We start from the raw sequence: 25802 nt of genomic DNA, 5'->3' as shown, positions 1-25802 counted from the left end.
GTCATTGCCTTGGTGCTGCAATCTGGTCGAGTAACTGCTGGAGCACCTGGTCGACTTCAAGGCCGTCGATGTCCAGTTCGGGTGCGATGCGTACCCGGTGACGCAGTACCGCCAGGGCGCAGCCCTTGATGTCATCGGGGGTGACGAATTCGCCACCGCGCAACAGCGCACGGGCACGGGCGCCGCGTACCAGGGCAATGGAGGCCCTGGGGCCGGCACCGATGGCCAGCCCCGGCCAACTGCGCGTGGCACGGGCCAGGCGCACGGCGTAGTCGAGCACCTGCTCATCCAACGGCAGGTCACTGGCAATTTGCTGCATCGTTACTACGTCCTCGGCTTGCAGCACCGTACGCAACGGCTGTACCTCCAGCATGTCGGCCTTGGACGAGCGCGTCACTTCGCGGACCATATCCAGCTCTTGTAGAGCATCTGGGTAGTCCATTCGTACCTTGAGCATGAACCGGTCCAGCTCGGCCTCGGGCAGTGGGTAGGTGCCTTCCTGCTCGATGGGGTTCTGGGTCGCCAGCACCATAAAGGGTTGGCCGATGGGTAATGCCTCACCCTCAAGGGTCACTTGACGTTCCTGCATGGCTTCGAGAAGCGCTGCCTGGGTTTTGGCCGGTGCCCGGTTGATCTCGTCGGCCAGCAGCAGGTGGGTGAATAAAGGCCCCTTGCGCAGTTTGAACTGTTCGGTCTGCAAGTCGTACACGGCGTGGCCGGTGACATCGCTGGGCATCAGGTCCGGGGTGAACTGGATACGGGCGAAATCACCGCCAAAGCAGCGGGCCAGGGCGCGTACCAGCAAGGTCTTGCCCAAGCCAGGCACGCCTTCGAGCAGTACATGGCCGCCTGCGATCAGGGCGGTGAGTACGTCATCAATCACAAGGTCCTGGCCAATCACGGCCTTGCGCAATTCCACGCGCAGCGCCTGGGCCTGCTGGCTGGCATGCTGAAGGTTTTCGGCGGTCAGGGCGGTGGCCAGTGGAGAGTCGCTCATAAGGCATTCCTGAGGGTTTGCAGGCACGCCACCTGTCGGCTGAAGTCGGCGCTGGAAAGCCGCTTCAGCGCAACGGGCTCTAACGCCTGGCTGATGATATGAGGGGGTTGTCGCGTAAGGTGCTCCAGCACTTGGCGTTGCCCTGGCGCATCGAGGTGTTCAAACCCAGGATGGCGTCGCCGGGCTACGCGCAGAATGTCGTGTTGCAAGGCTTTCAACAACGTGCCCTGGCCACTGCGGCGCAACAGGAAATCCGCGCTGGCCTTCAAGTGTTCCTGCAACTGGCGACGCGCCTTGGGCGCCGGTGCCTGGACCGGGCCGTGGCGCATGCCTGCCTGCCACAGCCCCAGGGCAACCAGCGCAATCAGGGTGACCAGGGCCTGGGGGAAATAACGCAACAACAGGGTAAACAGGTCGTCTGTGTCGCTGTTGAACAGCAAGGTGACGTCAGTGCCCTGGTTCAGATACCACAGCAACCAGGCGTTATCATGTTTGCCGATATCCGCGGTTTTCCACAGGTCGCTGTCGGTGATCACCGTTACGCGGCCTTGCCCAAGGTCAAGTTGCATCAGGTGGCTGGACTTGGCGCTGTTGGCGGAAAACTGCGCCAGATGCTTGGGGTCGGTGAGGTTGAAGTCGGTGTCAAAACTGAAATAGGCCGGTGCCGTTTCGTTGTCGACATACAGCTTGGTCAGGTCCGGCTTGGTTTTTTTACGCGGTGGCGCGGGTTCGTCGAAGGTGTCGCTCAAGGTTTGACGGACAGTGAGGCGATCAAGCAGCAGGTCACCGCTGGTGCCGGTTTCCTCATCCCATAATGCTTCGGCGACTAATAGCAGGTGGCCGCCGGCTTTTGCCCAGCCCAGCAGTTGTTCGACCTGGCGTGGGGTCATGTTGCTGCGCTCCCCCAGCAGCAACAGGCTATGGCCTTTGGCGGGCAGCTCGGCGAGTCGTTCAAGGCCATTGGCATGCGCCACCACCACGCCTTGCTGGCGCAGAAAGTGCTCAGCGGCCAGGTAAGGGTTGGCGCGTGCCTCTGGTGACGGGCCGCGATCTACCACTTCCTCGTAGGGAATTGCCTTGTGCCAGGCATAAAGGCCGCCCGCACCCAACAGGCATGCCGATAACAGCGCTATCCACAATAACGCGCGATTCATTGGCCCGCTCCGCCACTGAAGAGAGCACGCCAATCGCTGCACAGTTTTTGTTGGGCTGAAGGAGGCGGCAGGCGGTGACCATAGGCCAGGTTTTGCCAGTGGCGTGTCAGTTCGTCGCTGAACGCGAGTAACTGCGGTTGTTGCAAATGATGGACACGCTCCAGCACCTGCCCCTCGGTATCGGCGTTTGTCAGTGGCAGGTCGAACTCATGCAACAGCCGGCTGAGCAAACCACGATACAGCAGGCCAAGAGCTTCCCGGGGCTGGGTGGGCCATAGCTGTTCGACGGTACTGGCGATGTCTTGGGGCAATGTCTCGGTGCCCAGCTCCAGCCCGAACAGTTGGGCAGGAACGGGCGAGGGAGCGGCCGTGCGAGTGGGCCCAAGGCGGCTGACGAAGGTGCGCAACCATTCACGGTAACGCCAGCACACCAGGGCCAGGCCGCCAATCACAAGGCTCCAGAGCAGTATTTCCAAGGTTTTGGCGACGTATTTGAAGGTGTCGCTGTTGAAGTTGTCGAGCAGTGCCTGGAGCCAGCCAGGTAACCTGCCGTCGCCCTTGGCCTTGTTTTTAACCGGCGTTTTTTCTTCGCCAAACCGATAGCGTGTGACGGTTTCCGGGTTCTTGAAAGGTGGCTTTTCCAGCAATGCCTGGATGGATTGGCTGGCGGCCTGGGTGCTGAGGGGCTTATGGGCTGTGGCTTCATCTGCCATGGCGGGTGGGCTGACGTGTAGCAGCGCCAAGCCGACGACCAGCAACAACAGCGGTGCGACGTTGCTCAGGCGCTGGCGCAGGCGACGGAATACCAGTTCCAGGTCCCAGGCCTCCAACACCGTGCGGCGGTTGAGGTACAGGCTGAAGCCACAGGCGACATAGATAGGTTCCCAGAACACCAGGATCAGGGCGTAGAAGGCATTGCTCAGGTGCTCCAGCCAAAGCACGTCCGAGCCTGACGCCAATATCAGCCGTTGCCAGTCCCAGTCCAGTTCGATCTGTTGCGGGATGAAGAGATAGAACAGGGCCATGGCGCCAAACCACAGGCCGATTTCCAGGTGCACGCCGATCGTCGTCAGCCAGCGTGCGGCGCCAGCGTTGCGTTGCAGCAACACCCCAAGGCGTCGTTGACGGGCGTCTCCGTCCAGGCCTTCCAGTTGGCTGACGGGCAGGGTGAAGCTGCGGCTCATGCTCAGCCGCCGCCAGGTCAGGCTGGCGAACAGTTGCCCCTTGAGCAATTGCGGCCAATGGCGAACGGCCTGTTTGAGGCCGGGGGGCTCACCAAACAGGGCTTTGGAAAGAATATACAGCGGCAAGCGCTCGAAGGCCGGCTTGAGCCACCAGAACAGGAACATGGCCAAAGACGGGTAATTCCAGAGCAGCACTGTCAACAGGCTGAATACCGGCAGGCTCACCAGCGCCCAACTGCCCATCAGCAGGGCGCGGTGTTCCCTGGCCATCAGCACCCCCAGGTCCATGGCTTCCCAGGAAGTGCGCGGGCGAATCACTACGCTGGCGTCAGTCAGGCGCATGGCGACTCCGCCCGGCCAGGGTCAGGTAAGCGGCCACCAGCAGCCAGAGCGCGACGCCTACTGCGTATTTGATCCAGGGCTCAATGCGAGTGGTTGAGGACCAGTAGGCTTCGATAAAGGCTGCGATCAACAGAAACACCATGACACCGCAAAGCATCCGTACGCTTTTGCGCGCGGCCAGGCGCAGGGCCTCGCTGCGCGCCAAGCGCCCGGGGGCGACCAGTGACCAGCCCAGTTGCAAGCCCGCGGCACCGGCCAGTGTGATGGCGGTCAACTCGAATGCGCCGTGACCAATGACAAACGACCAGAAAGTCTGGCCATAGCCGATGTCGGTAAGGTGCCCGGAGACCGCACCTATGACCAGACCGTTGAAAATCAGGAAAAACACACTGCCCAGGCCAAACAACAGGCCTGCGGCAAAGGTCTGGAAGGCAATGCCGATGTTGTGCATCACGTAATAGCCAAACATCATCCAGTCTTCGCTGGAGGCACGTTCGGCAGCACGGCCCAGACGGCTGGCGTCGGGGTTGTACATACTCTGCATCTCGGCCACCTGCTGGGGGCTGATGATGCTGTAGACCAGGTCGGGGAACAGGTACACCAGCAGGGCAATCCCCACCAGGCTGCCAAAGAACAGCAGGCCGGCGATCAGCACGAAGCGCCACTGTTCGCGTACCAGGCGCGGGAAGTCGGCGAGAAGAAATGCCAGTATGTTTGCCGTCAGTTGGCTGCGATGGCGATACAGTTGTTGATGGCCGCGCAGTGCCAGTTGTTGCAACGGGTCGACCAGGTAACTGCTGTAGCCGCGTTGTTGAGCCAGGGCCAGGTGTTGGCACAGGCGTCGATATTGATGCGGGAAGTCGGCAACGTCGGTGGCCTTGGCTTTACCTTGCTCCAGTTGCGTCAACTGCTCGGCGAAAGTTTGCCATTGGTGTTGGTGGCGGCTTTCAAAAAGGCTCTGCTTCATGTCGGCCCCAACAAACCACGGGCTACACCGTTGAGTTGCTCCACGGCACGCGGTGCAGACACCTGCAGAGGCTCTGCGAGGATGGCGGCCAGTTCATGCACCCGTTCGGCCGAGAGCTCGGCCTGGCGCTCGGCGAAACCGAGGATGGCCCGCTGTTCGCTCAACGCCAGTGCGAAGGGCAGGCGCAGGGCGGGTGCTTGAGGGATGCTTGGGCGTGCCAGCGGCAGTTCGCGGTATACCACCAGCGTACCGGCCGCCAGGTCGCCGAGCCGCTTGAAGTGCGGATGCTGCAGGCAGCTGATCGCGCCGAGGAAATAACCGAAGGGCAGCATGTCGACAAAACGCAGCAGGTTGCGGATCAGCGATGCCGACCAGCCGATGGGCGTGCCGTCATCCTGTACCACGCGCAGGCCCATGACCTGCTTGCCCGGCGAGCAGCCCTGGTTGAGCACTTCGAACAACACCATGTACCACCAGCTCACCAGGAACAGCAGCAGCGAACCCAGCCCGACCCCCACATTGCCGAGCAACGCCAGTGGCACCAGCAGGATACCCATGATGATCCCGCGCACGCCCAGGTCGAATGCAAACGCCAATGCCCGGGAGGGCAGGCCAGCAGGGCGCAGGGGCAGGTCGATGCCCTCCGGCGTTTCTATCTGATAGTGGGTATCCAAAGGCGTTGATGGCATTGCGATCCTTGGCAGTGCGAGGCGACTTAGAAACACGGATGCTAGCAGTGTCGAGGATGGAAGCAACCACCCGAGGTTTTTCTGGATATTTATACAGTAAGGTATCGCTGGCCCCAAACGCCTTGCAGCGCCTAGACTTTGTCGGTCTTCAGCACAGGAATAGCCCGTGACCTCGATTTTCTGGTACGACTATGAAACCACCGGCATCAACCCGCGCAACGATCGTCCGCTCCAGGTAGCCGGGATCCGCACCGACCTTGAGCTCAATGAGGTCGGTGCGCCGATCAATCTGTATTGCCAGCCCAGCGACGATATCCTGCCTCATCCGGCAGCGTGCGCGATCACGGGTATCACGCCGGGTATCCTCGCCGAGAAGGGCCTTGCCGAAGCCGATTTCATGACCCGGGTGCACGCCGAACTGGCCGCGCCAGGTACCTGCGGCGCCGGCTACAACACCCTGCGATTTGACGATGAAATGACGCGCTACAGTCTGTACCGCAATTTTTTCGACCCGTATGCGCGCGAGTGGCAGGGCGGCAACAGCCGCTGGGACTTGATCGATGTCATGCGCACCGCCTACGCCCTGCGGCCGGAGGGCATCAACTGGCCCGAGCAGGAAGGGCGTGTGACCCTCAAGCTCGAACGCTTGACCGAGGCCAACGGCATCGACCATGGCCAGGCCCATGACGCGTTGTCGGATGTGCGTGCAACCATCGCCCTGGCGCGGTTGGTCCGAGACAAACAACCGAAGTTGTATGAGTGGTTGTTTCAACTGCGCAGCAAACAGCGGGTTATGGATGAGGTGCGGTTGCTGCAACCGATGGTGCATATCTCCGGGCGTTTCTCTGCCGAGCGCCATTACCTGGGCGTGGTCTTGCCCCTGGCCTGGCACCCGCGCAATCGCAATGCCTTGATCGTCTGTGACCTGGGGCTCGATCCACAAGGGCTGTTGGACCTGGATGCGGCGACCCTGCGCCAGCGCCTTTACACGCGCCGCGATGAGTTGGCCGAAGGTGAGCTGCCGGTTCCGCTCAAGTTGCTGCATATCAACCGCTGCCCGGTGGTCGCGCCGTTAAAGGTGCTGCGCCCGCAAGACCTGGAGCGCCTGCAACTGGATAAGGAGGCTTGCCTTGCGCGAGCGCTGCGGCTAACTGACGCACAGGAAGTTTGGCGGGACAAGTTAGCGGCCATTTATGCCGAGGAAGACTTTGCGCCGAACGCGGACCCGGAGCAGCAGCTCTACGATGGTTTTATTGGTGACCGTGACCGTCGTTTATGTGAGCAAGTTCGCATGGCGGAGCCTGCGCAGTTGGCCCGTCAGCAGTGGCCGTTCGATGATCATCGTTTGCCGGAATTATTATTTCGCTACCGGGCGCGTAACTTTCCTGAAACCTTGAACAATGAGGAGCAACAACGCTGGAAACTTTTCTGTCAGCAACGTTTGTCGGATGCGCAGTGGGGGGCGCCGAATACCCTGTTGGGATTTAAGCAGGCGCGTGAGGAGTTGGCGGTTAGTGCTACATCGTTTCAGTGTCAGGTACTGGCGCAATGGCAGGACTATGTAGATTCCTTAGCGGCGCGCCTGAATCTGTAGGCGCATAACTACAGAATATTCCGACAATAAAAAACGCCAGCAAGCTGGCGTTTTTCATGTGTGACGTATCGGGTGAACGTCCGACCGGGCTTAGCCCAGCAGGGTTGCCCAACCTTCAACTACGTCACCGCCCCACTTGGCTTTCCACTCTTTCAGAGTTTTGTGGTTGCCACCTTTGGTTTCAATCACTTCGCCGTTGTGCGGGTTTTTGTACTGCTTGACCTTGCGAGCACGCTTGGTGCCGGTAGTTTTCACAGCGCCACGTGGTGCTTTAACTTTCGACTCTGGATCCAGCAGCGCGATGATGTCACGCAGGGATTTGGAGTATTCACCCATCAGGGTGCGCAATTTGCCTTCGAATTCCAGCTCGGTTTTCAGCTTGTCGTCTTCGGACAGGTTCTTCAAACGGGCTTGCAGCTCTTTGATAGCTACTTCGGTGGCGCGGTATTCGTTGATCAGTGACATGTGGACTACCTTATGTAGAACGCTGATTGACAGGGTGAGTGGCCTAATAATAGTCAGGCAATTTCATCAAGTAAACATTTAAGACGTTATTCAGGCGAATGACATTGAATGTGTGTGAGAAAACCTGGCCGATGAGTTAATTAGAATGCGTTATGCGCAAAGATAATCGCGTTAATTTTTTGCTACTGGCCTGAGCATACCGTTGTACCGTCATATAGCGGTGGTAAAACCTTACACGATTAAGGGGTGTTGCCACGGCGAGGGCTCAAGATCAGGTGCAAGGGAATACTGCAGTTTTTTTGCGTAATCGCTAGAATAGCCGCCTTTGTGAAGTTCTGGAGTTTTCCCCTAATGCGCACTTTTCGGCTGGTGATTGCTTGCCCGGACCGGGTTGGCATCGTTGCCAAGGTCAGTAACTTTCTGGCTTCCCATAATGGCTGGATCACCGAGGCGAGCCATCACTCGGACGATCTCAGTGGTTGGTTTTTCATGCGTCACGAAATCCGTGCCGATACGCTGCCCTTTGGCCTGGAAGCCTTCCGCGAGGCGTTTGCGCCGATTGCCGAAGAGTTTTCGATGACCTGGCACATCACTGATACAGAGCAGAAGAAACGCGTGGTGCTGATGGCCAGCCGCGAATCCCACTGCCTGGCAGACCTGCTGCACCGCTGGCACAGCGACGAACTCGATTGCGAGATTGCTTGCGTGATCTCCAACCACGACGACCTGCGCAGCATGGTCGAATGGCATGGCATCCCTTATTACCATGTGCCGGTCAACCCAAAGGACAAGGAGCCGGCATTTGCCGAGGTGTCGCGCCTGGTCAAGCAGCACGACGCGGATGTGGTGGTGCTGGCGCGCTACATGCAGATCCTGCCGCCGCAGCTGTGCCGCGAATACGCGGGCAAAGTGATCAACATCCACCACAGCTTCTTGCCGTCGTTTGTCGGTGCCAAGCCGTATCACCAGGCTTCCCTGCGTGGCGTGAAGTTGATTGGTGCAACCTGCCACTACGTGACTGAAGAGCTGGACGCCGGCCCGATCATCGAGCAGGACGTGGTGCGCGTCAGCCACAGCGACAGTATTGAAGACATGGTGCGCTTCGGCCGTGACGTCGAGAAAATGGTGTTGGCCCGTGGCTTGCGCTACCACCTGGAGGATCGCGTGTTGGTGCACGGCAACAAGACCGTGGTTTTCTGATTCAGCGGTTTTGATTGAAAGACGCAGGGGCCTGGAGGTAAAACTCTCCTGGCCCTTTTTTATTTCTGTTTCAGGAGATTCCCATGAGCGACCCGCTCGATAAAGCCACCTCACGGGCGCCTGCTACCTTGGGCGAGGGCTGTTTGAGTCGTTACGACCCCGACGCGCTGGATGCCGAGGATGGAACTGATTTTCCAGGCGCGGCGCGTTTATGGGAGCAGACACAGGCGCAGGACCAGCCGCCTGCCGCCCCTGAAAAAGACGCTTGAGCAGCGGTTTGCCGACCATCAATAGAAACACTGGCGCACCGGCCAGCAAATAGAAGTAATAGGTCACCGCTCGCCAGATCAGAATCGCCGCCGCCGCCGTGGATGTGCCCACCATGGGCGCCAGCAGTGCCGCTGACGTCAACTCCGCTGCGCCGGCCCCGCCTGGCGCGAGGCTGAACTGCCCGGCAGTCAGCGACAGCATCTGGATCAGAAAACTCCAGGCCCACTGCACCTCACCGCCCAACCCGCGCAGCGCCAGGTACAGCACGCTGTAACGCAGCAACCAATGCAGGCTGGTCAGCGCAAAGACCCCAAGCAAGGTGCTCCGGGGAAGTTTCAGCGTGGCGCTGAACGCCGCAAGAAAACGCAGCGACCGGCGTGCCCAGTGTCGGCGGGCGGTAGCGCCGACCTTCATGGCCTTGAGTGCCAAACCCGCCAGGCGAATCAGCCGTCGGTGAAAATGCACCACGGCCCAGCCACTGATCACCCCACCCACCATCGACACGGCGCTGAGCCCCAGCAACCACTCCATACGCGGGCTGATGCTATGAAACAGCGCATACAGCAGGATGCCCACCAGTGCGCAGAGAAAAAACACCAAGTCGCTCAGTTGGTCCATGGCGAACACCGCACTGCCGTGGGCGGGGCGCACGCCGTGACGTGCCAGCAGTGCCATCAGGGTCAACGGCCCGCCGCTGCCACCGGGTGTGGCGCACATGGCGAACTCGGTGGATATCACCACGCCTAGGCTTTTGAGCGGCCCTAACCGAGCGCGATGCTCGCCAAGCAACAGGCGGATGCGCAGGCTGTTGATCAGCCAACAGCCGATGATCATGGTGAACATCCCCAGCAACTGGGGCAGCGGAAACTGGCGCAGGCGTGTAATGCTATCGCCGCCGCCCAGCCACAGGGGGATCACCAGCGCCACCAAGAGCGCCAACATTAACCAGATCAGTCGGCCCATGGCTGCGTCGCCAGCCAGGCGGCCTTGGTTTGGGGGACGCGCCCCGCGTTGAGCAGGCGTTGCAGGGTGTGCAGCCAATAATCGCGGGAAAACCTGTGGCGCATGTCCACCGGGTGCAATCCCAGTCGGATCAGCGGGGCCTTCTGCCACCGCTGTTCCCGGCGGTCGCTGAGGACTTTGGATAATCCCCGGCGCCAGGCACTGCGCGCACTCCACACCAGGCCGGGGGCGTTGATAGGCGTGAAGTCCGGCAGGCGATAAAAATGTTGTGGGTCGCTGGTGTAGCTCAGCGGCAACTGGCGCAATGCCTGCCGGGTGCCGTCGCTCATCAACCAGGCGGGTGCAACAAAGCCATGCAGCGGCCAACTATTACGCTGGAATACCTCAATGCCGGCGGTCAGCCGCCGCAACGCCTCGGCTTCGGACAGCTGGTAAAACTCGCCTTCGTGGGTATAGATGCGTCGCATAAACCATTCTTTTGGCGTACGCGGCCGAGGTTGGTCGTCGCAATGGTAGTAACCATGCAAGGTGAGTTCATCGCCCTTGGCGACACGGCTATCGAGCAGGCGCCGAAAATCGCGGTGGGCGGCCAAGTCGTCATGGTGATGGAAGTCCGGCACCACCAGCCAAGTGATGGGCACGTTGCCCTGTGCGTCGACGGCCTCGACAAAGGGCCGGTAGTCGGCCCAGGTGTGCGGTGCCACGTCGTGCAGTACCAGCATCAGCGCGCGCTCAGCCATGGGCGAGCATCGGTTCATGGCTGCCCAGCACGGCGTAGTAATGCCCCAACAGGCTGTCGACTACCGTGTCCCACGCATAGTGCTGCTCGACATGGCGCCGAGCCTGGGCCCCCAGGCGTCGGCTGTCGGTACTGAACAGCTCGCGCACCGCATCGGCCATGGCCTTGGGGTTGTTCGGCGCGCACAGCAGGCCACAACGCTCATCGACAATCTCGGTAAAGGCCCCGGCCGCCACGGCGACCACCGGAATACCGCAGGCCATGGCTTCCAGAATCACCAGGCCGAAGGTCTCCTGGTCGCCGCCATGCAGTAAGGCGTCGGCGCTGGCCATCAGCCGCGCAACATGCTGGGCGGGCCGGAATCCATCTATCACGGTGACATTGTCCGGCACGCTGGCCGGCATGCCGGAGCCCACCAGCAGCAAGTGGTAGCCATCCCCCAGGCGCTTCATGCAGTTGAGCAGCACCGGTAGGTTTTTCTCCTTGGAGCCGCGCCCGGCGAAGATCAGTAGCCGAGTGTCTTCGCCAATCCCCAGTTCGGCGCGCAGGCCGGGGTCACGTACCTCAGGGGTGAAGGTTTGCAGGTCTACGCCCAGGGGTTGCACGAAGACATTTCTGACGCCAAGCCCGGTGAGCTTGTCGGCCATGACCTGGCTGGGGGCGAGCACTCGGTCAAAATTCCCATAGAGTTTGCGCACATAGGCTTCAACATTGGGGGTAAACCAAGGCCCCATGCGGTTGCTCACCAGCAGTGGCAGGTCGGAGTGGTAGAAGCCGATGACCGGCACATCCAACTGGCGCCGGGCATCCAGGGCTGCCCAGGCGGTCAGGTAAGGGTCGCCCACTTCGATCAGATCGGGCTGTAAATCGTGCAGGACATTTCGCCATGGCGCCAAGCGAACGGGGAAACGGTAGCCTTTGCCGAAGGGCAGGGCGGGCGCCGGTACTTTGAAGATGCCGTCCTGCTCGCTCAAATGTGCGCCGGGGATCAACAGGCTGTGGCGAATGCCCGGCTTGAGCGCCAGACGCCGGTGCTTGGCGTCAAGGTAAGTGCGTACGCCACCGCTGGCCGGGGCGTAGAACATGGTTATGTCAGCGATATGCACGATGAACATCCCTCCGATCCATTGCTCTCCCTAGATGGACCTGAGGTAAGGATAGATGTTCGATTGGGATTGGTGTGTTTGCCGGTCGGTTAAACGCAGGTCCCCTGTGTGGGCTTGCTCGCGAAAGCGGTGAGTCAGTTAGTACATCTTCAACTGATAGACTGCTTTCGCGAGCAAGCCCGCTCCCACATTGGATCGCCTTGCGTTCGTTTTAATGGTCGGTGTTGTTAATCAGATCCGGAAACTGCCCACCAATTGCTTCAAACGCGAGGCCTGTTGTTCCAGGTCCGAGCAGGCGCGCAGGGTCGATTGCAGGTTTTCCACCCCTTCCTGGTTGAGGGTGTTGATCTCGGTGATGTCCATATTGATCGACTCCACCACCGAGGTCTGTTCTTCAGTGGCAGTGGCGACCGATTGGTTCATGCCGTCGATCTCGCCAATGCGCTGGGTCACGCTGTTCAGGCGCTCGCCGGCCAGGTTGGCGATTTCCACGCTGTCCAGGCTGTGGCGTTGGCTTTCGCTCATGGTGCTCACCGAATCCCGAGCGCCCACCTGTAGCTCTTCGATCATCGTCTGCACCTGTTGCGCCGACTCCTGAGTGCGATGAGCCAGGTTGCGCACTTCATCGGCTACCACCGCAAAGCCACGCCCGGCTTCGCCGGCGCGCGCCGCTTCGATCGCCGCGTTGAGCGCGAGCAGGTTGGTTTGCTGGGAAATGCTGGTGATCACCTCAAGGATCTGGCCGATATTCACCGTTTTGCTGTTAAGTGCTTCGATATTGGTACTGGAGGTGCTGATCATGCTGGATAACAGCGTCATCGCCTTGATATTGCGTTCAACCACCTGCTGGCCGTCCTCGGCGAGGTGCCGTGCATCGCTGGCCTGGTTAGAAGCCTGTGCAGCATTGCGTGCGATCTCCTGGGCTGCCGCCCCCAGTTGGTTGATGGCCGCAGCAACGCTGTTCGTACGGTTGGCCTGTTCGTCTGAATTGACCATCGACGAATTCGAGGCGCTGACCACCCGCAGGGCCACCTCATTGACGTGCTCGGTGGCGGAAGACACTTCGCGGATCGAGGTATGAATGCGCTCCACGAAGCGGTTGAACGCATTGCCCAGGGTGCCGAACTCATCATTGTTCTGGATGGTCAGGCGGCGGGTCAGGTCGCCTTCACCGTCGGCAATGTCCTGCATGGCGCGGGTCATCAGGTGCAGAGGTTGCAGCAAGACGCGGATGAGCATGCCGAGCAGGGCGATAATGATCACCACCGCGATGATCGTGGCGATCACCGCCGAGGTGCGAAACTCACTGAGCATGGCGAAAGACTTGTCTTTATCCACCGAAACGCCCAGGTACCAGTTCACCGAGGGCAGGCCCTTGATCGGTGTGAACGTCACGATATTGGTCTTGCCGTTGGCTTGCACTTCGCTGAAGTCAGCGCTGATCTTTGGTGTGTCTTTTGGATAAACGTCCGCCAGGGTCTTCATCACCAGGGCTTTATCCGGGTGCACCAGCACTTTACCGTCAGCGCTGACCAGGAAGGCATAACCCATGCCGCCAAAATCCAACGCGCCGATGTTATCCACCAGGGTCTGCAGGCTCAGGTCGCCACCGACTACGCCGATGCTTTGGCCGCCCTTGGCGCTGGGCGTGGCGACAGAAATGATCAGTTGCCCGGTCGCCGCGTCGATATAGGGTTCGGTCAGGGTCGAGCCGTTACTGGCCTGGGCGCCTTTGTACCAGGGGCGAACACGTGGGTCGAAGCCGTCGGGCATCTTGGTATCAGGGCGGATGGTGAATGTGCCCTGGCTGTCACCGACGTAGGTGGCCATGAATGACGAGGTCAGCGCTTTCTGCTCCAGCAGGCTGGCGACGACAGTTTTTTCAGGGTTGATGGCGATGTTCTGTGCGGCGTTTTCCACCAGGGCGATACGCCCGGTGAGCCAGGTCTGGATGTTGCTGGCGGTGACGTCGCCCATCTCATGCAGGTAATTATTGAGGTCGTCGCGAATCGCGTTGCGCTGCAGGTAGTCGTTGTAAAGGGTAAACAACGCAAAGGCGGCGATGACGATAAGGGAGGCTGCAAGCAGGATCTTGTGGCTGAAGCGCAGATTTTTGTTCATGGCTTGAAGGGTCCGCTAAGGTCTTAATATCCGAGGCGCATCCTATGCGGGAGGCGCAAAATGGCAGCGTCAAAAAAGGTGTGGTATTTCTGGTGATAGCTCCGTTGGTCCGTATCGGAATTATCTGACCGTTTTTTAGTCTTTGTCGGGCTTACATCCGTCTATATCGACCTCGCGGCACTAAAGATTAACCATAGGTGACGAAATGCCTGACTCCACACAACTGCTTATCGGTGCCGGCCTTGACGGCCAGCCCATCGCCCAGTCCATGCGCCTGGCCAACCGTCATGGGTTGATCGCCGGCGCCACGGGCACCGGTAAGACCGTCACCTTGCAGCGCCTGGCGGAAGCCTTCAGTGATGCGGGCGTGGCGGTGTTCGCTGCCGACATCAAGGGCGACCTCTGCGGCCTGGGCGCCGCCGCCAACCCCCAGGGCAAAGTGGCCGAGCGTATTGCCGGTATGCCCTTCCTTAATTACACCGCCCAGGCGTACCCGGTCACCCTGTGGGATATCCACGGCCAATCCGGTCACCCACTGCGCACCACCATCAGTGAAATGGGCCCGCTCTTGCTCGGCAGCCTGTTGGAACTCACCGACAGCCAACAATCGGCGCTCTATGCGGCATTCAAAGTGGCCGACCGCGAAGGCCTGTTGCTGCTGGACCTCAAGGACCTCAAGGCACTGCTCAATCACCTGCGCTATCACCCGGAACTGCTGGGCGAAGACGCCGCCTTGATGACCACCGGTTCCAGCCAGGCCTTGTTGCGGCGCCTGGCAGTGCTGGAGCAGCAGGGCGCCGAAGCCTTGTTTGGCGAGCCGGCCCTGCAACTGGAAGATATTTTGCAGCCCGCCAGCGATGGGCGTGGGCGCATCCACCTGCTGGACGCCAGCCGCTTGGTGCATGAAGCGCCGAAGGTCTACGCGACCTTCCTGCTGTGGCTGCTGGCAGAGTTGTTCGAACAATTGCCGGAACGCGGCGATGCCGACAAACCGTTGCTGGCGTTGTTTTTCGACGAGGCGCACTTGTTGTTCGCCGATACGCCAAAAGCCTTGCAGGAGCGCCTGGAGCAGGTGGTGCGCCTGATCCGTTCCAAAGGCGTCGGCGTGTATTTTGTCACCCAATCGCCGGGCGACTTGCCGGACACGGTACTGGCGCAACTGGGCTTGCGCATCCAGCACGGTTTGCGTGCGTTCACCGCCAAAGAGCAGAAATCCCTACGGGCGGTGGCGGACGGTTTCCGGCCCAACCCGACATTCGATACCTTGTCGGTGCTCACAGAGTTGGGCACCGGTGAGGCATTGGTGGGAACCTTGCAGGAAAAGGGCACGCCAGAAGTCGTCCAGCGCGTACTGGTTGCTCCTCCGCAATCGCGGATCGGGCCGCTCAGCGAAGCCGAACGCAAAGCGTTGATCGCCAGTTCGCCGCTGTTGGGGCGCTATGACAAGCCGGTGGATCGTGAGTCTGCCTATGAAGTGCTGATGGCCCGCAAGGAACTTGGGCCTGCCGAGCAGGCCGCGCCGGCCGCCGAAGAGCCGAGCTTCACCGACAAGGCCGGTGCCTTCCTGGGGACCACGGCGGGCAAGGCGTTGAAATCAGCCATGCAGCAGGCCGCCAATCAGATGGGGCGTCAGTTGGTGCGGGGTCTGCTCGGTTCGTTATTGGGCGGCAGCAAACGCAAGTAGCGCTTCAGGCTTTGGGCCGGGCATGGGCGGCCAGCCGTTCCAGGGCGGCGCGCAAGCCAGGGTCGTTGATCCCTTCGGCGGTGGCCTGAAGGGTTTCGGCGGCTGTTTCCGACAGGTCCAGGGTATGCCCCACTGCGCCTTGCGGCACGGTGGGTGGCTGCACCTTGAACTGAATGCGCGTCAAACCGGCGAACTCTTCAAACACCATCAACTGGCGCTGCAAGCGTTTTTGCTGATAACGCAAGCGGGTGGCCCAATGACCATCGGTGACGATTAATAGCAGATTGCCTTCCCGCCAGGACGCCACATGACAGTGCTCACGTGCGGCCGGTTGCAGCTGGCTTTCAAGCAGGCGTTGCAAATGGCCCAGGCGCTTGGCATGGCCAAAGATGGCTTTCAACGGCTTGGCTTCGCGAAGCAACACGCCGGGAGCGCGGGCTGTGAGAGGGCGAAATGCCATGTTTAGACACCTTAGGTAACAGAGCGGCTATCTTAGCAGAAAGCGCCTGCACACCCCGAGGCTCTGCGTCGGCTGGGCTTTGCCCATGAAATCAATAAGTAACTTCTGCACTCCATGGGTTGAAGTTCGCGCAAAAGCCCTTATTTTAAACAAGCCCTCTCACAGCGCCGTGCCTGCCTCGGGGAACAACGCCACTTTCCTCACCCACGATTCCGGGTAGAATGCGCGTTCGCAATGCGGCCGTGAGGGCTGCTCGGGCCACTCACGGTGCGCCCTCCATCCCTATGTGTGGAAGAACCTGCCGATATGTTTGCGCCTTTGTTAAAGAAACTTTTTGGAAGCAAGAATGAGCGCGAAGTCAAACGCATGCTCAAGACGGTGCAGCTGGTCAATGCCTTCGAAGAGCAGATGGTTGCTCTGTCGGACGAGCAATTGCGCGCCAAGACCCAAGAGTTCAAGGCCCGCATAGCCAAAGGTGAAACCCTCGACAAGCTGCTGCCCGAAGCCTTCGCGGTCGCCCGTGAAGCCGGTAAGCGCGTCATGGGCATGCGCCACTTCGACGTCCAGTTGATCGGCGGCATGACCTTGCATGAAGGCATGATTGCCGAAATGCGCACCGGTGAAGGCAAGACCCTGGTGGCAACCCTGGGCGTCTACCTCAACGCACTGTCCGGCAAGGGCGTGCACGTTGTGACGGTGAACGACTACCTGGCTCGCCGGGACGCCAACTGGATGCGCCCGCTGTATGAATTCCTCGGCCTGACCGTCGGCGTGGTAACGCCGTTCCAGCCGCAGGAAGAGAAGCGCGCCGCGTACGCCTGCGATATCACCTACGGCACCAACAACGAATTCGGTTTCGACTACCTGCGCGACAACATGGCGTTCAGCATGGATGAAAAATTCCAGCGTGAACTCAACTTTGCCGTGATCGACGAAGTCGACTCCATCCTCATCGACGAAGCCCGTACCCCGCTGATCATCTCCGGCCAGGCCGAAGACAGCTCGCGCCTGTACACCGAGATCAACAAGTTGATCCCGCGCCTGGAGCAGCACATCGAGGAAGTGGAAGGCGTGGTGACCAAAGAAGGTCACTTCACCATCGACGAGAAGACCCGCCAGGTCGAACTCAACGAAGCCGGTCACCAGTTTGTCGAAGAGATGCTCACCCAGATCGGCGAGCTGGCCGAAGGTGAAAGCCTGTACTCGGCGCACAACCTGGGCCTGTTGACCCACGTGTATGCCGGCCTGCGCGCCCACAAGCTGTTCCATCGCAACGTCGAATACATCGTGCAGGAAGGCCAGGTGGTTCTGGTCGACGAGCACACCGGTCGTACCATGCCCGGTCGTCGCCTGTCCGAAGGCCTGCACCAGGCCATCGAAGCGAAGGAACACCTCAACATCCAGGCCGAAAGCCAGACGTTGGCGTCCACCACCTTCCAGAACTACTTCCGTCTGTACAACAAGCTGTCCGGCATGACCGGTACGGCCGACACCGAAGCGTTCGAATTCCACCAGATCTACAACCTGGCCGTGATGGTCATTCCGCCGAACAAGCCGTTGGCGCGTAAAGACTACAACGACCTGGTGTTCCTGACCGCCGAAGAGAAGTACGCGGCGATCATCAATGACATCAAGGACGGCATGGCCAAGGGCCGTCCGATCCTGGTGGGTACCGCCACCATCGAGACTTCCGAGCACGTGTCCAACCTGCTCAACAAGGAAGGCATCGAGCACAAGGTACTGAACGCCAAGTTCCACGAAAAAGAAGCCGAGATCATCGCCCAGGCCGGTCGCCCAGGCGCACTGACCATCGCCACCAACATGGCCGGTCGTGGTACCGACATCCTGTTGGGCGGCAACTGGGAAGTGGAAGTGGCCTCGCTCGACAACCCGACGCCTGAGCAGATCGCCCAGATCAAGGCCGACTGGCAGAAGCGCCACCAGGCCGTACTGGAATCCGGTGGCTTGCAGGTGATCGCGTCCGAGCGTCACGAATCGCGTCGTATCGACAACCAGCTGCGTGGCCGTGCCGGTCGCCAGGGTGACGCCGGTTCCAGCCGCTTCTACCTGTCGCTGGAAGACAGCCTGATGCGTATCTTCGCGTCGGACCGGGTGAAGAACTTCATGAAAGCCCTGGGCATGCAGTCCGGTGAAGCGATCGAGCACCGCATGGTGACCAACGCCATCGAGAAGGCCCAGCGCAAAGTAGAAGGCCGTAACTTCGACATTCGTAAGCAACTGCTCGAGTTCGACGACGTCAACAACGAACAGCGTAAAGTGATCTATCACATGCGTAACACGTTGCTGGCCGCCGACAACATTGGCGAGACCATCGCTGATTTCCGTCAGGACGTGCTCAACGCCACTGTCAGCGCGCATATCCCGCCACAATCGCTGCCTGAGCAGTGGGATGTTGCCGGCCTGGAAGCGGCATTGAAGAGCGACTTCGGTGTGGACTTGCCGGTTCAGCAATGGCTGGACGAAGACGACCACCTGTACGAAGAAACCCTGCGCGAAAAACTGATGGCCGAGCTGCTGGCTGCGTACAACGAGAAAGAAGAGCAGGCGAGTGCCGAAGCACTGCGCACCTTCGAGAAACAGATCGTATTGCGCGTGCTGGATGACCTGTGGAAAGACCACCTGTCGACCATGGACCACCTGCGCCACGGTATCCACCTGCGTGGCTACGCCCAGAAGAACCCGAAGCAGGAGTACAAGCGCGAGTCGTTCACGCTGTTCTCCGAATTGCTGGATTCGATCAAGCGCGACTCGATCCGCGTGCTGTCCCACGTTCAGGTGCGTCGCGAAGACCCGATCGAGGAAGAAGCACGCCTGCGTCAGGAAGCCGAGGCCCTGGCGGCGCGCATGCAGTTCCAGCACGACGAAGCGCCGGGCCTGGATGAGCCTGAAGCCTTGGGTGAAGAGGTCGATGTGGCCCTGGCCCAGACCCCGGTTCGCAATGACCAGAAGCTGGGTCGCAACGAACTGTGCTACTGCGGTTCGGGCAAGAAATTCAAACACTGCCACGGCCAGATCGAATAAGATTTTCGCCTGACGCTGCAACACCCCGCGCCGCGACCGGCCTTTGCCGTCGCGGCGTTTTGCCATTAATTCCCACCGTCGATAGCGACGGCACAGACATCACCTATTTTTAAGGAGCGCATTCATGGCTGTTGGTCTTGGTCCTTTGCCCACGTTGCACCCGGTTGCCGGTTTTGAACTCGGTATCGCTTCGGCCGGCATCAAGCGCCCGGGGCGCAAGGATGTAGTGGTGATGCGTTGTGCTGAAGGCTCGACCGTGGCGGGTGTGTTCACCCTCAACGCCTTCTGCGCCGCACCGGTGATTCTGGCCAAGCAGCGCGTGGCCGGTTCGATCCGTTACCTGCTGACCAACACCGGCAATGCCAACGCCGGCACCGGCGAGCCAGGCCTCGTCGCGGCGGCGCGCACCTGCGCCAAGCTGGCCCAGTTGACCGGCGTCGATGCCAGCCAGGTGCTGCCGTACTCCACCGGTGTGATCGGTGAGCCGCTGCCGGTGGAAAAAATCGAAGGCGCCCTGCAAGCCGCGCTTGATGACTTGTCTGTGGATAACTGGGCGGCTGCGGCCACCGGCATCATGACCACCGACACCTTGCCCAAGGGCGCGAGCCGACAGTTTGTGCATGACGGCGTGACCATCACCGTCACTGGTATCAGCAAAGGCGCAGGCATGATCCGCCCGAACATGGCCACCATGCTCGGCTATATCGCCACCGACGCCAAAGTCTCCCGCGATGTGCTGCAACGCCTGATGCTGGACGGCGCCAACAAATCGTTCAACCGCATCACCATCGACGGTGATACGTCCACCAACGACTGCTGCATGCTGATCGCCACCGGCCAGGCCAACCTGCCGGAAATCACTTCTACCGAAGGCCCATTGTTTGCGGCGTTGAAGCAGGCGGTGTTCGAAGTGTGCATGGACGTGGCCCAGGCCATCGTGCGTGACGGCGAGGGCGCGACCAAGTTTGTCACGGTTGAAGTCAACGGCGGCGGCAGCCATCAGGAATGCCTGGATGTGGGCTACACCGTGGCGCACTCGCCGCTGATCAAGACTGCGTTGTTTGCATCGGACCCGAACTGGGGCCGCATCCTGGCTGCCGTTGGCCGTGCCGGCGTGCCGGACCTGGACGTGAGCAAGATTGACGTATTCCTGGGCGATGTGTGCATCGCCAGCCGTGGCGCCCGTGCCGAAACCTACACCGAAGCCCAGGGTTCGGCGGTAATGCAGCAGGAAGAAATCACCATCCGCATCGAACTGGGCCGCGGCGAGTGCAGCGAAACCATCTGGACCACCGACCTGTCCCACGAGTACGTGAAGATCAACGCGGAATACCGTACCTGAAAATGACCCTCCCCCTGTAGGAGCGAGCTTGCTCGCGAAAAACTCAAGGCCACCGCGTTTATCCAGGATGCACGCGTTATCGTTGACGTTCTTCGCGAGCAAGCTCGCTCCTACAAAGGGCTATAACGAGAGGAAGCAGTGGCGTGAAACGAGTGCATGTAGCAGCAGCGGTGATCCGCGGTGTCGATGGCAGGATCCTGCTGGCGCGCCGTGCCGATACTCAGCATCAAGGCGGCCTCTGGGAGTTTCCCGGCGGCAAGGTGGAGGCCGATGAGTCGGTTGCCACGGCCTTGTCCCGTGAATTGCAGGAAGAGCTGGGCATCCAGGTCACCACGACGCGGCCGCTGATCAAGGTGCAACATGACTATCCGGACAAACAGGTATTGCTGGATGTCTGGGAAGTCTCGGCTTTTACCGGCGAGCCCCATGGCGCTGAAGGGCAGCCGTTGGCGTGGGTGGCACCGCGGGACCTGGTCAACTATGAATTCCCGGCGGCGAATGCGCCGATTGTCGCTGCGGCACGCTTGCCTGCCGAGTACCTGATCACCCCTGGCGAGCTGGAAACCCCGACGCTGTTGCGCGGTATCCAGAAGGCTATTGCCGGTGGCATCAAGCTGGTTCAATTGCGTGCCCCTAACGGTTACGACCCCAAATACCGTGACCTAGCGGTGGATGCGGTGGGCCTGTGTGCTGGCAAGGCGCAACTGATGCTCAAGGGGCCGTTTGAGTGGCTGGGTGATTTTCCCGCTGCCGGCTGGCATATGACCTCGGCGCAGTTGCGCAAATACGCCAGTAAGGGTCGACCGCTGCCCAAAGACCGTTGGCTGGCGGCTTCGTGCCACAACGCTGAAGAGCTGGCGCTGGCAGAAATGATGGACGTGGATTTTGTCACCCTGTCGCCGGTGCAACCGACCCAGACTCATCCGGATGCCCAGCCGTTGGGTTGGGAGCAGGCGCAGCAGTTGATCGCCGGGTTCAGCAAGCCGGTGTTTCTGTTGGGCGGGGTTGGGCCGGCGCAGCGGGAGCAGGCGTGGGAGGCTGGTGCGCAAGGTGTGGCAGGTATTCGGGCGTTCTGGCCGCAGGTGTGATGAGCGTTCCCACGCTCTGCTGATCGTGCTGATCGTTCCCACGCTCTGCGTGGGAATGCCTCCTGCGACGCTCTGCGTCACGCTTTGGGACGCGGAGCGTCCGTTGATGCATTCCCACGCAAAGCGTGGGAACGATCTGCTCAGTGGGGCTTGGCCGCCGCCTGCCACAACACTTCCGCAACACCTTGGCGCTTGGCAATCACCCTGGCCGCCACAAACAGCAAATCCGACAACCGATTGATATACGCCAGCCCCACACCCTCCAACGGCTCCACGGCATTGAGGTGCTGACAGCGGCGCTCGGCGCTGCGCGCCAGGCTGCGGCACACATGGGCCTGGGCGATCAAGGCTGAGCCGCCGGGCAGAATGAAGTTCTCCAGCGGTCCAACCTCTTCATTCCAACGATCAATCGCTGCTTCCAGTCGATCCACTTCCGCCGCATTCAGCGCCTTGTACACCGGCATGGCCAGCTCACCGCCCAAGTCAAACAGACGGTGCTGGCAAGGGGTGAGCACTTCAATCACATCCTTCAACGCCGGATGCTTGCCGCTTTGTTCTTCAAGGTTGGCCAGCAGCAGGCCCAACTGGCTGTTCAGCGTATCCACCTCGCCAATCGCTTCCACGCGTGGATGGTCCTTGGGCACGCGGCGGCCGTCGCCGAGGCCGGTTTCGCCTTTGTCGCCGGTACGGGTGTAGATCTTCGACAGGCGAAAGCCCATGGTCAGTGCTCCAGTTGGGTAAATTCAGTGGGGGGCAATTGGCTGCCGGCCAGAGGCAGGCGCAAGGTAAAGCAGGTGCCCTGGCCCAGGGTGGAATGCACTTCCATCTGGCCCTTGTGGTTGTTGGTGATGATGAAATACGACACCGACAGGCCTAGCCCGGTGCCCTGGCCGATTTCCTTGGTAGTAAAGAAGGGTTCGAACGTACGTTTGCGCACGTTTTCGCTCATGCCGATGCCGTTGTCTTCCACCTGGATTTCGGCCCACGGCGGGTTGAGGCGGGTGCGCAGAATAATGCGCCCAGGTTCGCTGTCGTCTTCCCGCAGGTGAATGGCCTGGGCAGCGTTCTTCAACAGGTTGAGCAGCACTTGCTCCAGCTCGTTGGCGGTGCCGGGTACCGGGCCCAGTTGCGGATCGAACTGGCGGATGATCGCCTGGCCCTTGAAATCGAAACCGATGGTCAGGTCGAAGTCGTTGCCGGCGATTTCCACGGCCTGGTCAATCAGCGCCGGCAAATCGCAGGGTGCCATCTGGCGATTGCTGCGGCGGCTGAAGCTGAGCATGTGGGTGACGATTTTCGCGGCACGTGCGCCGGCCTGCTGAATGCCGTCGAGCAGTTGCGGGACTTCGCGGCCTTGCAGGTAACGGTTGACCGTCTCCAGCTCGATGCCCACCTGCTCGGCAAGCTCCAGGTTCTTGGGCAGCTCGGGCGACAGGCGCCGGCGAATGTTCTGCACGTTATGCAGGATCGCGCCCAGCGGGTTGTTGATCTCATGGGCCATACCCGCCGCCAGGCCGCCCACGGAGAGCATTTTTTCCGATTGCACCATCATTTCTTCCAGGGACAGGCGCTGGGTGATGTCGTCGATTCGGATCACCACACCGCGCCCGGCGCCGCCCATCAACGGGTAGAACGTCAGCGCATAATGCTTGGGTTCGTCGTCCTTGATCCAGGTGACCCGCTCGATCCGCTCCACCGTGTGTTGCTCCACGGTGGCCTTGATCTGCGGCAGGTACGGCTTGAGCGGCTGGAAGGCCAGGAATACCGGTTGGTTCAGGGCTTCGTCCAGGCGCGTACCGGATAGGGCGGTGGCTTCCTGGTTCCACTGGGTGACGTAAAGTTGTTCATCCAGGGCGATCAGCGCCGAGGGCATCGAGTCGATGATGCTGTTCAGGTAGTTCTGGAAGCCCGTGAGCTTTTTCTCGATCTTGCTGCGCACCTGGACTTCCAGTTCCAGCTTGCGGTTGGTATGCCGGGTTTCTTCGGCCAAACCCTGGGCCTGGTCATACGCAGCCTGGGAATCGTCGCGCGCACGTTTAAGTTGCTGCTCACGGGCTTCGATGCGCGACAACATGGTGTTGAAGGCTTCAGCTAGGCTGCCGATTTCGTCACGGTTGCCACGCCCGGCGCGTAACGCGTAGTTTTCCTCGCGGGTCACCTGGCGGGACAGTTCTTCAAGCTCATGAATCGGTCGGGTGATCAGGCGTTTGATCTGCCGGGCGATGACCAGCCACAACAACACGCTGAAAATCAGGATACCCAGGCTCGCGGTCAGTGTGCCGGTATAGAACGCCACCGGCAACTCACTGCTGGCCACCAGCAACAAATGCCCCGAAGGCTGGTTGCCGCGGGGTAGGGTGATGACCTGGTTGCTGCGAAACTCGGTGAGGCGCCAGGCTTCGATATGCCGGTAGTGGTCCGGCAGGTGCAGGCGGTCGCCGTGCTGCATCTGCGCCAGGCGGTTGCCTTCGCCGTCGTACAGGGCGGCGGCGCGCAACGGTGAATAGCTGGTCAGCTCATTGAGCAGCGCCTCGGCCTTGGTCGGAGACTCAAGGGCCTCGGCGGCGAGCGCGGGGTTGGACACCAGTCGACCAATGGACTGCAAGGCCTGGGGGGCCATGCTTTCCTGGGAGATCCAGTAGGCGGCGCTGATAAACGTCAGGTTGGCCACCAGCAATACGGTGGTCAACAACACCAGCAGGGCTGCCAGCAGTTTCTGCCCTACCGGTAGATTTTCAAGACGCTGGCGCAGTGGCATCAGGGTTTTCCCAGGTGATAGACAGGTAGGCAGGGTAGCGCGTGCCTCAGTCGCTGGCCAATCCGCGTGCGCGCAAATGCTCGACCAGGCGCGCTTGCAGTTGTTGTAGATGCGGCAACACCAATTGATGGCGGGCGGCCGCCTGGCAGGCATAGCCCAGCAGGTAGCTGATCTCGGTACGCCGTGCGTTGGCCACGTCCTGGTACATGGACGAATAATTGGCCGCAGTGGCCTGGATCACCCGCTGCACTTCGCTGTGCAGGTCTTGTGCGGCGGCGGGCTGGCCGCAGCATTCGAGCAGCTCGGCCAGTTCAGCGCACAAGGTCGCCACTTCACACGCGTGGGCTTGCAAGCCGCCGTTGCGGCACTGGTAAAGCACCGTCAGGGGATTGATAGCGCAATTGAGCGCCAGCTTGCGCCACAGGCGCGTGAGAATATCGCTGGCCCAATCGTGGGGAATGCCGGCTGCTTGCAGGTCGTCCAGCCACAGCGGCGGCGTGGGGTGGCTCGCATCCCCCAGCCAGGTGTAGCCATGGCCGGCAAATACCACCCGCCAGTCGCCTTCGCGAAACGCGCCTTCGGTGCTCGAGGCAAAGATACAACGGGCCGACGGCACTTGTGCGGCCACTGCGTCCTGGCTGCCGAGGCCGTTTTGCAGCAGGATCAGTTCGGCGTCGGGCGCCAGTCGAGGTTGCAACTGGGCAATGGCGCTTTGGGCATCGTAGGCTTTGCACGCGACGAGCAGGCGATGAATCAGCTCTGGGCTGTCAGACGTTTCACCGACTACCGGGTAAGTCTGTTCTACACCCTGCTCGACCAGGGTCAGCCCCTGGCCGGCTCGATAGTCGGCCAGGCGCGCCTCATTGCGCAGGATCAGCCTGACGGGCACGCCCGCGCGCGCCAGCCGTGCGGCCCAGAGGGTGCCCAGGCTGCCGGCGCCAAGAATATGCCAGGGGGTCGACATCAGTGTGTACTCCATAAGCTCGCCAGCGGTGAACGGCGCGAAAGAACCGCTATAATGCCCCGGCATTTTAGCTCGGGCGCGCTCCATCTCTACTGAGCCCGCCCCTTATATTGGAGAAATCACATGCCTTCGTTCGACGTGGTATCTGAACTGGACAAACACGAAGTCACCAACGCCGTCGAGAACGCCGTCAAGGAACTGGACCGTCGCTACGACTTGAAAGGCAAGGGCAGCTTCGAATTCAAGGAAAAGGAACTGACCGTCAACCTGACCGCTGAAGCCGATTTCCAGCTGGAAGCGATGATCGAGATCCTCAAGCTGGCCCTGGTCAAGCGCAAGATCGACGTGCAATGCCTGGAAGTCAAGGATGCCTACGCTTCCGGCAAGCTGATGAAGCAGGAAGCCGTGCTTAAGGAAGGCATCGACAAGGAACTGGCGAAGAAGATCGTCGCGCACATCAAGGACGCCAAGCTCAAGGTCCAGGCCGCCATCCAGGGCGAGCAGGTTCGCGTCACCGGCAAGAAGCGTGACGACCTGCAAGAGGCCATCGCGGCCCTGCGCGCCAAGACGTTTGACATGCCGCTGCAGTTCAATAACTTCCGCGACTGATGGCACTTTGGGGAACCTGTGGGCACTTTTGACGTCCCACGCCCCAAGCATCATTGCCTACAAT

The 25802-nt window shown here is 60.6% G+C and carries 21 protein-coding genes and 1 pseudogene; 7 read left to right on the top strand and 15 right to left on the bottom strand.

The genetic code is table 11. The annotated features are described in order from the left end of the window. Position 1: 1 nt before the first annotated feature. The 5 genes from TX24_RS13165 to TX24_RS13145 are packed head-to-tail and all read right to left on the bottom strand — an operon-like array spanning position 2 to position 5333. The gene (locus TX24_RS13165; protein WP_003193900.1) at positions 2-997 is read right to left on the bottom strand and encodes an AAA family ATPase; all 996 of its coding nucleotides are present in this window, start codon (positions 995-997) and stop codon (positions 2-4) included. Further along, positions 994-2151, bottom strand: coding sequence for a DUF4350 domain-containing protein (locus TX24_RS13160; RefSeq protein ID WP_057710485.1), 1158 nt, complete (start codon positions 2149-2151; stop codon positions 994-996). The genes TX24_RS13165 and TX24_RS13160 overlap by 4 nt, the downstream gene beginning before the upstream one ends. Continuing rightward, positions 2148-3677, bottom strand: coding sequence for a DUF4129 domain-containing protein (locus TX24_RS13155; protein WP_057710484.1), 1530 nt, complete (start codon positions 3675-3677; stop codon positions 2148-2150). Before TX24_RS13155 ends, TX24_RS13160 begins: the two co-directional genes overlap by 4 nt. Beyond that, positions 3664-4644 (bottom strand): stage II sporulation protein M, encoded by a 981-nt coding sequence (locus TX24_RS13150; protein WP_034134384.1) that lies wholly within the window; start codon positions 4642-4644, stop codon positions 3664-3666. The genes TX24_RS13155 and TX24_RS13150 overlap by 14 nt, the downstream gene beginning before the upstream one ends. Next, a complete protein-coding gene (locus TX24_RS13145; protein WP_003193896.1) occupies positions 4641-5333 on the bottom strand; it encodes an RDD family protein in 693 nt (230 codons plus the stop codon). The genes TX24_RS13150 and TX24_RS13145 overlap by 4 nt, the downstream gene beginning before the upstream one ends. Positions 5334-5499: 166 nt before the next feature. Here TX24_RS13145 and sbcB point away from each other — a divergent pair, with 166 nt between their 5' ends. Continuing rightward, positions 5500-6927 (top strand): exodeoxyribonuclease I, encoded by a 1428-nt coding sequence (sbcB, locus tag TX24_RS13140; protein ID WP_057710483.1) that lies wholly within the window; start codon positions 5500-5502, stop codon positions 6925-6927. A gap of 90 nt (positions 6928-7017) precedes the next feature. On the opposite strand, the gene mvaT is transcribed toward sbcB, so the two are convergent. Continuing rightward, the gene (mvaT, locus tag TX24_RS13135; protein WP_003193894.1) at positions 7018-7392 is read right to left on the bottom strand and encodes a histone-like nucleoid-structuring protein MvaT; all 375 of its coding nucleotides are present in this window, start codon (positions 7390-7392) and stop codon (positions 7018-7020) included. 351 nt (positions 7393-7743) lie between these two features. On the opposite strand from mvaT, the gene purU reads away from it, so the two are divergent. After that, entirely contained in the window at positions 7744-8592 is an 849-nt protein-coding gene (purU, locus tag TX24_RS13130) for a formyltetrahydrofolate deformylase (protein ID WP_057710482.1), read from the top strand. Positions 8593-8715: 123 nt separating this feature from the next. Here the strand turns inward: purU and TX24_RS13125 are convergent, their stop codons facing one another. From TX24_RS13125 to TX24_RS32915, 5 genes and pseudogenes are all read right to left on the bottom strand, one after another. Then, positions 8716-9825 carry a glucosaminyl phosphatidylglycerol flippase gene (locus tag TX24_RS13125; RefSeq protein ID WP_057710481.1) on the bottom strand — a complete coding sequence of 370 codons (1110 nt, stop codon included), beginning with the start codon at positions 9823-9825 and terminating at the stop codon, positions 8716-8718. Then, positions 9813-10565, bottom strand: a complete 753-nt coding sequence (locus TX24_RS13120; protein WP_057710480.1) for an N-acetylglucosaminyl phosphatidylglycerol deacetylase — start codon at positions 10563-10565, stop codon at positions 9813-9815. Before TX24_RS13120 ends, TX24_RS13125 begins: the two co-directional genes overlap by 13 nt. Next, on the bottom strand, positions 10558-11679 hold the full coding sequence (locus TX24_RS13115) for an N-acetylglucosaminyl phosphatidylglycerol synthase (RefSeq protein WP_003193890.1): 1122 nt from the start codon (positions 11677-11679) through the stop codon (positions 10558-10560). Before TX24_RS13115 ends, TX24_RS13120 begins: the two co-directional genes overlap by 8 nt. 222 nt (positions 11680-11901) lie before the next feature. Continuing rightward, the gene (locus tag TX24_RS32920) at positions 11902-12666 is read right to left on the bottom strand and encodes a methyl-accepting chemotaxis protein (RefSeq protein WP_373878135.1); all 765 of its coding nucleotides are present in this window, start codon (positions 12664-12666) and stop codon (positions 11902-11904) included. A 93-nt stretch (positions 12667-12759) separates the two neighbouring features. Further along, positions 12760-13791 (bottom strand): annotated as a pseudogene (locus TX24_RS32915) (HAMP domain-containing protein); the annotation flags it as partial. Between the two features lie 205 nt (positions 13792-13996). On the opposite strand from TX24_RS32915, the gene TX24_RS13105 reads away from it, so the two are divergent. Beyond that, positions 13997-15475, top strand: a complete 1479-nt coding sequence (locus TX24_RS13105) for a helicase HerA-like domain-containing protein (RefSeq protein ID WP_003193888.1) — start codon at positions 13997-13999, stop codon at positions 15473-15475. Between the two features lie 4 nt (positions 15476-15479). Here TX24_RS13105 and TX24_RS13100 read toward each other — a convergent pair whose 3' ends face one another. After that, on the bottom strand, positions 15480-15935 hold the full coding sequence (locus tag TX24_RS13100) for a DUF721 domain-containing protein (protein ID WP_003193887.1): 456 nt from the start codon (positions 15933-15935) through the stop codon (positions 15480-15482). A 306-nt stretch (positions 15936-16241) separates the two neighbouring features. On the opposite strand from TX24_RS13100, the gene secA reads away from it, so the two are divergent. The 3 genes from secA (at position 16242) to TX24_RS13085 (ending at position 21407) form a co-directional block, all read left to right on the top strand. Then, a complete protein-coding gene (gene secA / locus TX24_RS13095) occupies positions 16242-18977 on the top strand; it encodes a preprotein translocase subunit SecA (RefSeq protein WP_057710478.1) in 2736 nt (911 codons plus the stop codon). A 124-nt stretch (positions 18978-19101) separates the two neighbouring features. Further along, positions 19102-20319, top strand: coding sequence for a bifunctional glutamate N-acetyltransferase/amino-acid acetyltransferase ArgJ (gene argJ, locus TX24_RS13090; RefSeq protein ID WP_003193885.1), 1218 nt, complete (start codon positions 19102-19104; stop codon positions 20317-20319). Positions 20320-20462: 143 nt separating this feature from the next. After that, entirely contained in the window at positions 20463-21407 is a 945-nt protein-coding gene (locus TX24_RS13085) for a Nudix family hydrolase (protein WP_034134379.1), read from the top strand. Between the two features lie 140 nt (positions 21408-21547). On the opposite strand, the gene TX24_RS13080 is transcribed toward TX24_RS13085, so the two are convergent. The 3 genes from TX24_RS13080 to TX24_RS13070 are packed head-to-tail and all read right to left on the bottom strand — an operon-like array spanning position 21548 to position 25129. After that, positions 21548-22126: a cob(I)yrinic acid a,c-diamide adenosyltransferase gene (locus TX24_RS13080; RefSeq protein ID WP_032895497.1), complete on the bottom strand. Its 579-nt coding sequence runs from the start codon at positions 22124-22126 to the stop codon at positions 21548-21550. 2 nt (positions 22127-22128) lie between these two features. Then, a complete protein-coding gene (locus TX24_RS13075; RefSeq protein ID WP_003193882.1) occupies positions 22129-24165 on the bottom strand; it encodes a sensor histidine kinase in 2037 nt (678 codons plus the stop codon). A 46-nt stretch (positions 24166-24211) separates the two neighbouring features. Beyond that, positions 24212-25129 carry a putative 2-dehydropantoate 2-reductase gene (locus tag TX24_RS13070; RefSeq protein ID WP_003193881.1) on the bottom strand — a complete coding sequence of 306 codons (918 nt, stop codon included), beginning with the start codon at positions 25127-25129 and terminating at the stop codon, positions 24212-24214. A 123-nt stretch (positions 25130-25252) separates the two neighbouring features. Here TX24_RS13070 and TX24_RS13065 point away from each other — a divergent pair, with 123 nt between their 5' ends. After that, positions 25253-25738: a YajQ family cyclic di-GMP-binding protein gene (locus tag TX24_RS13065; protein WP_003193880.1), complete on the top strand. Its 486-nt coding sequence runs from the start codon at positions 25253-25255 to the stop codon at positions 25736-25738. Positions 25739-25802: the final 64 nt, after the last annotated feature.

The sequence above is a fragment of the Pseudomonas lactis genome (genome assembly GCF_001439845.1).
Taxonomy (GTDB): domain Bacteria; phylum Pseudomonadota; class Gammaproteobacteria; order Pseudomonadales; family Pseudomonadaceae; genus Aquipseudomonas; species Aquipseudomonas lactis.
The sequence above is the reverse complement of the archived record's forward strand: the minus strand, read 5'-3'. Positions and strand labels throughout refer to the sequence as shown.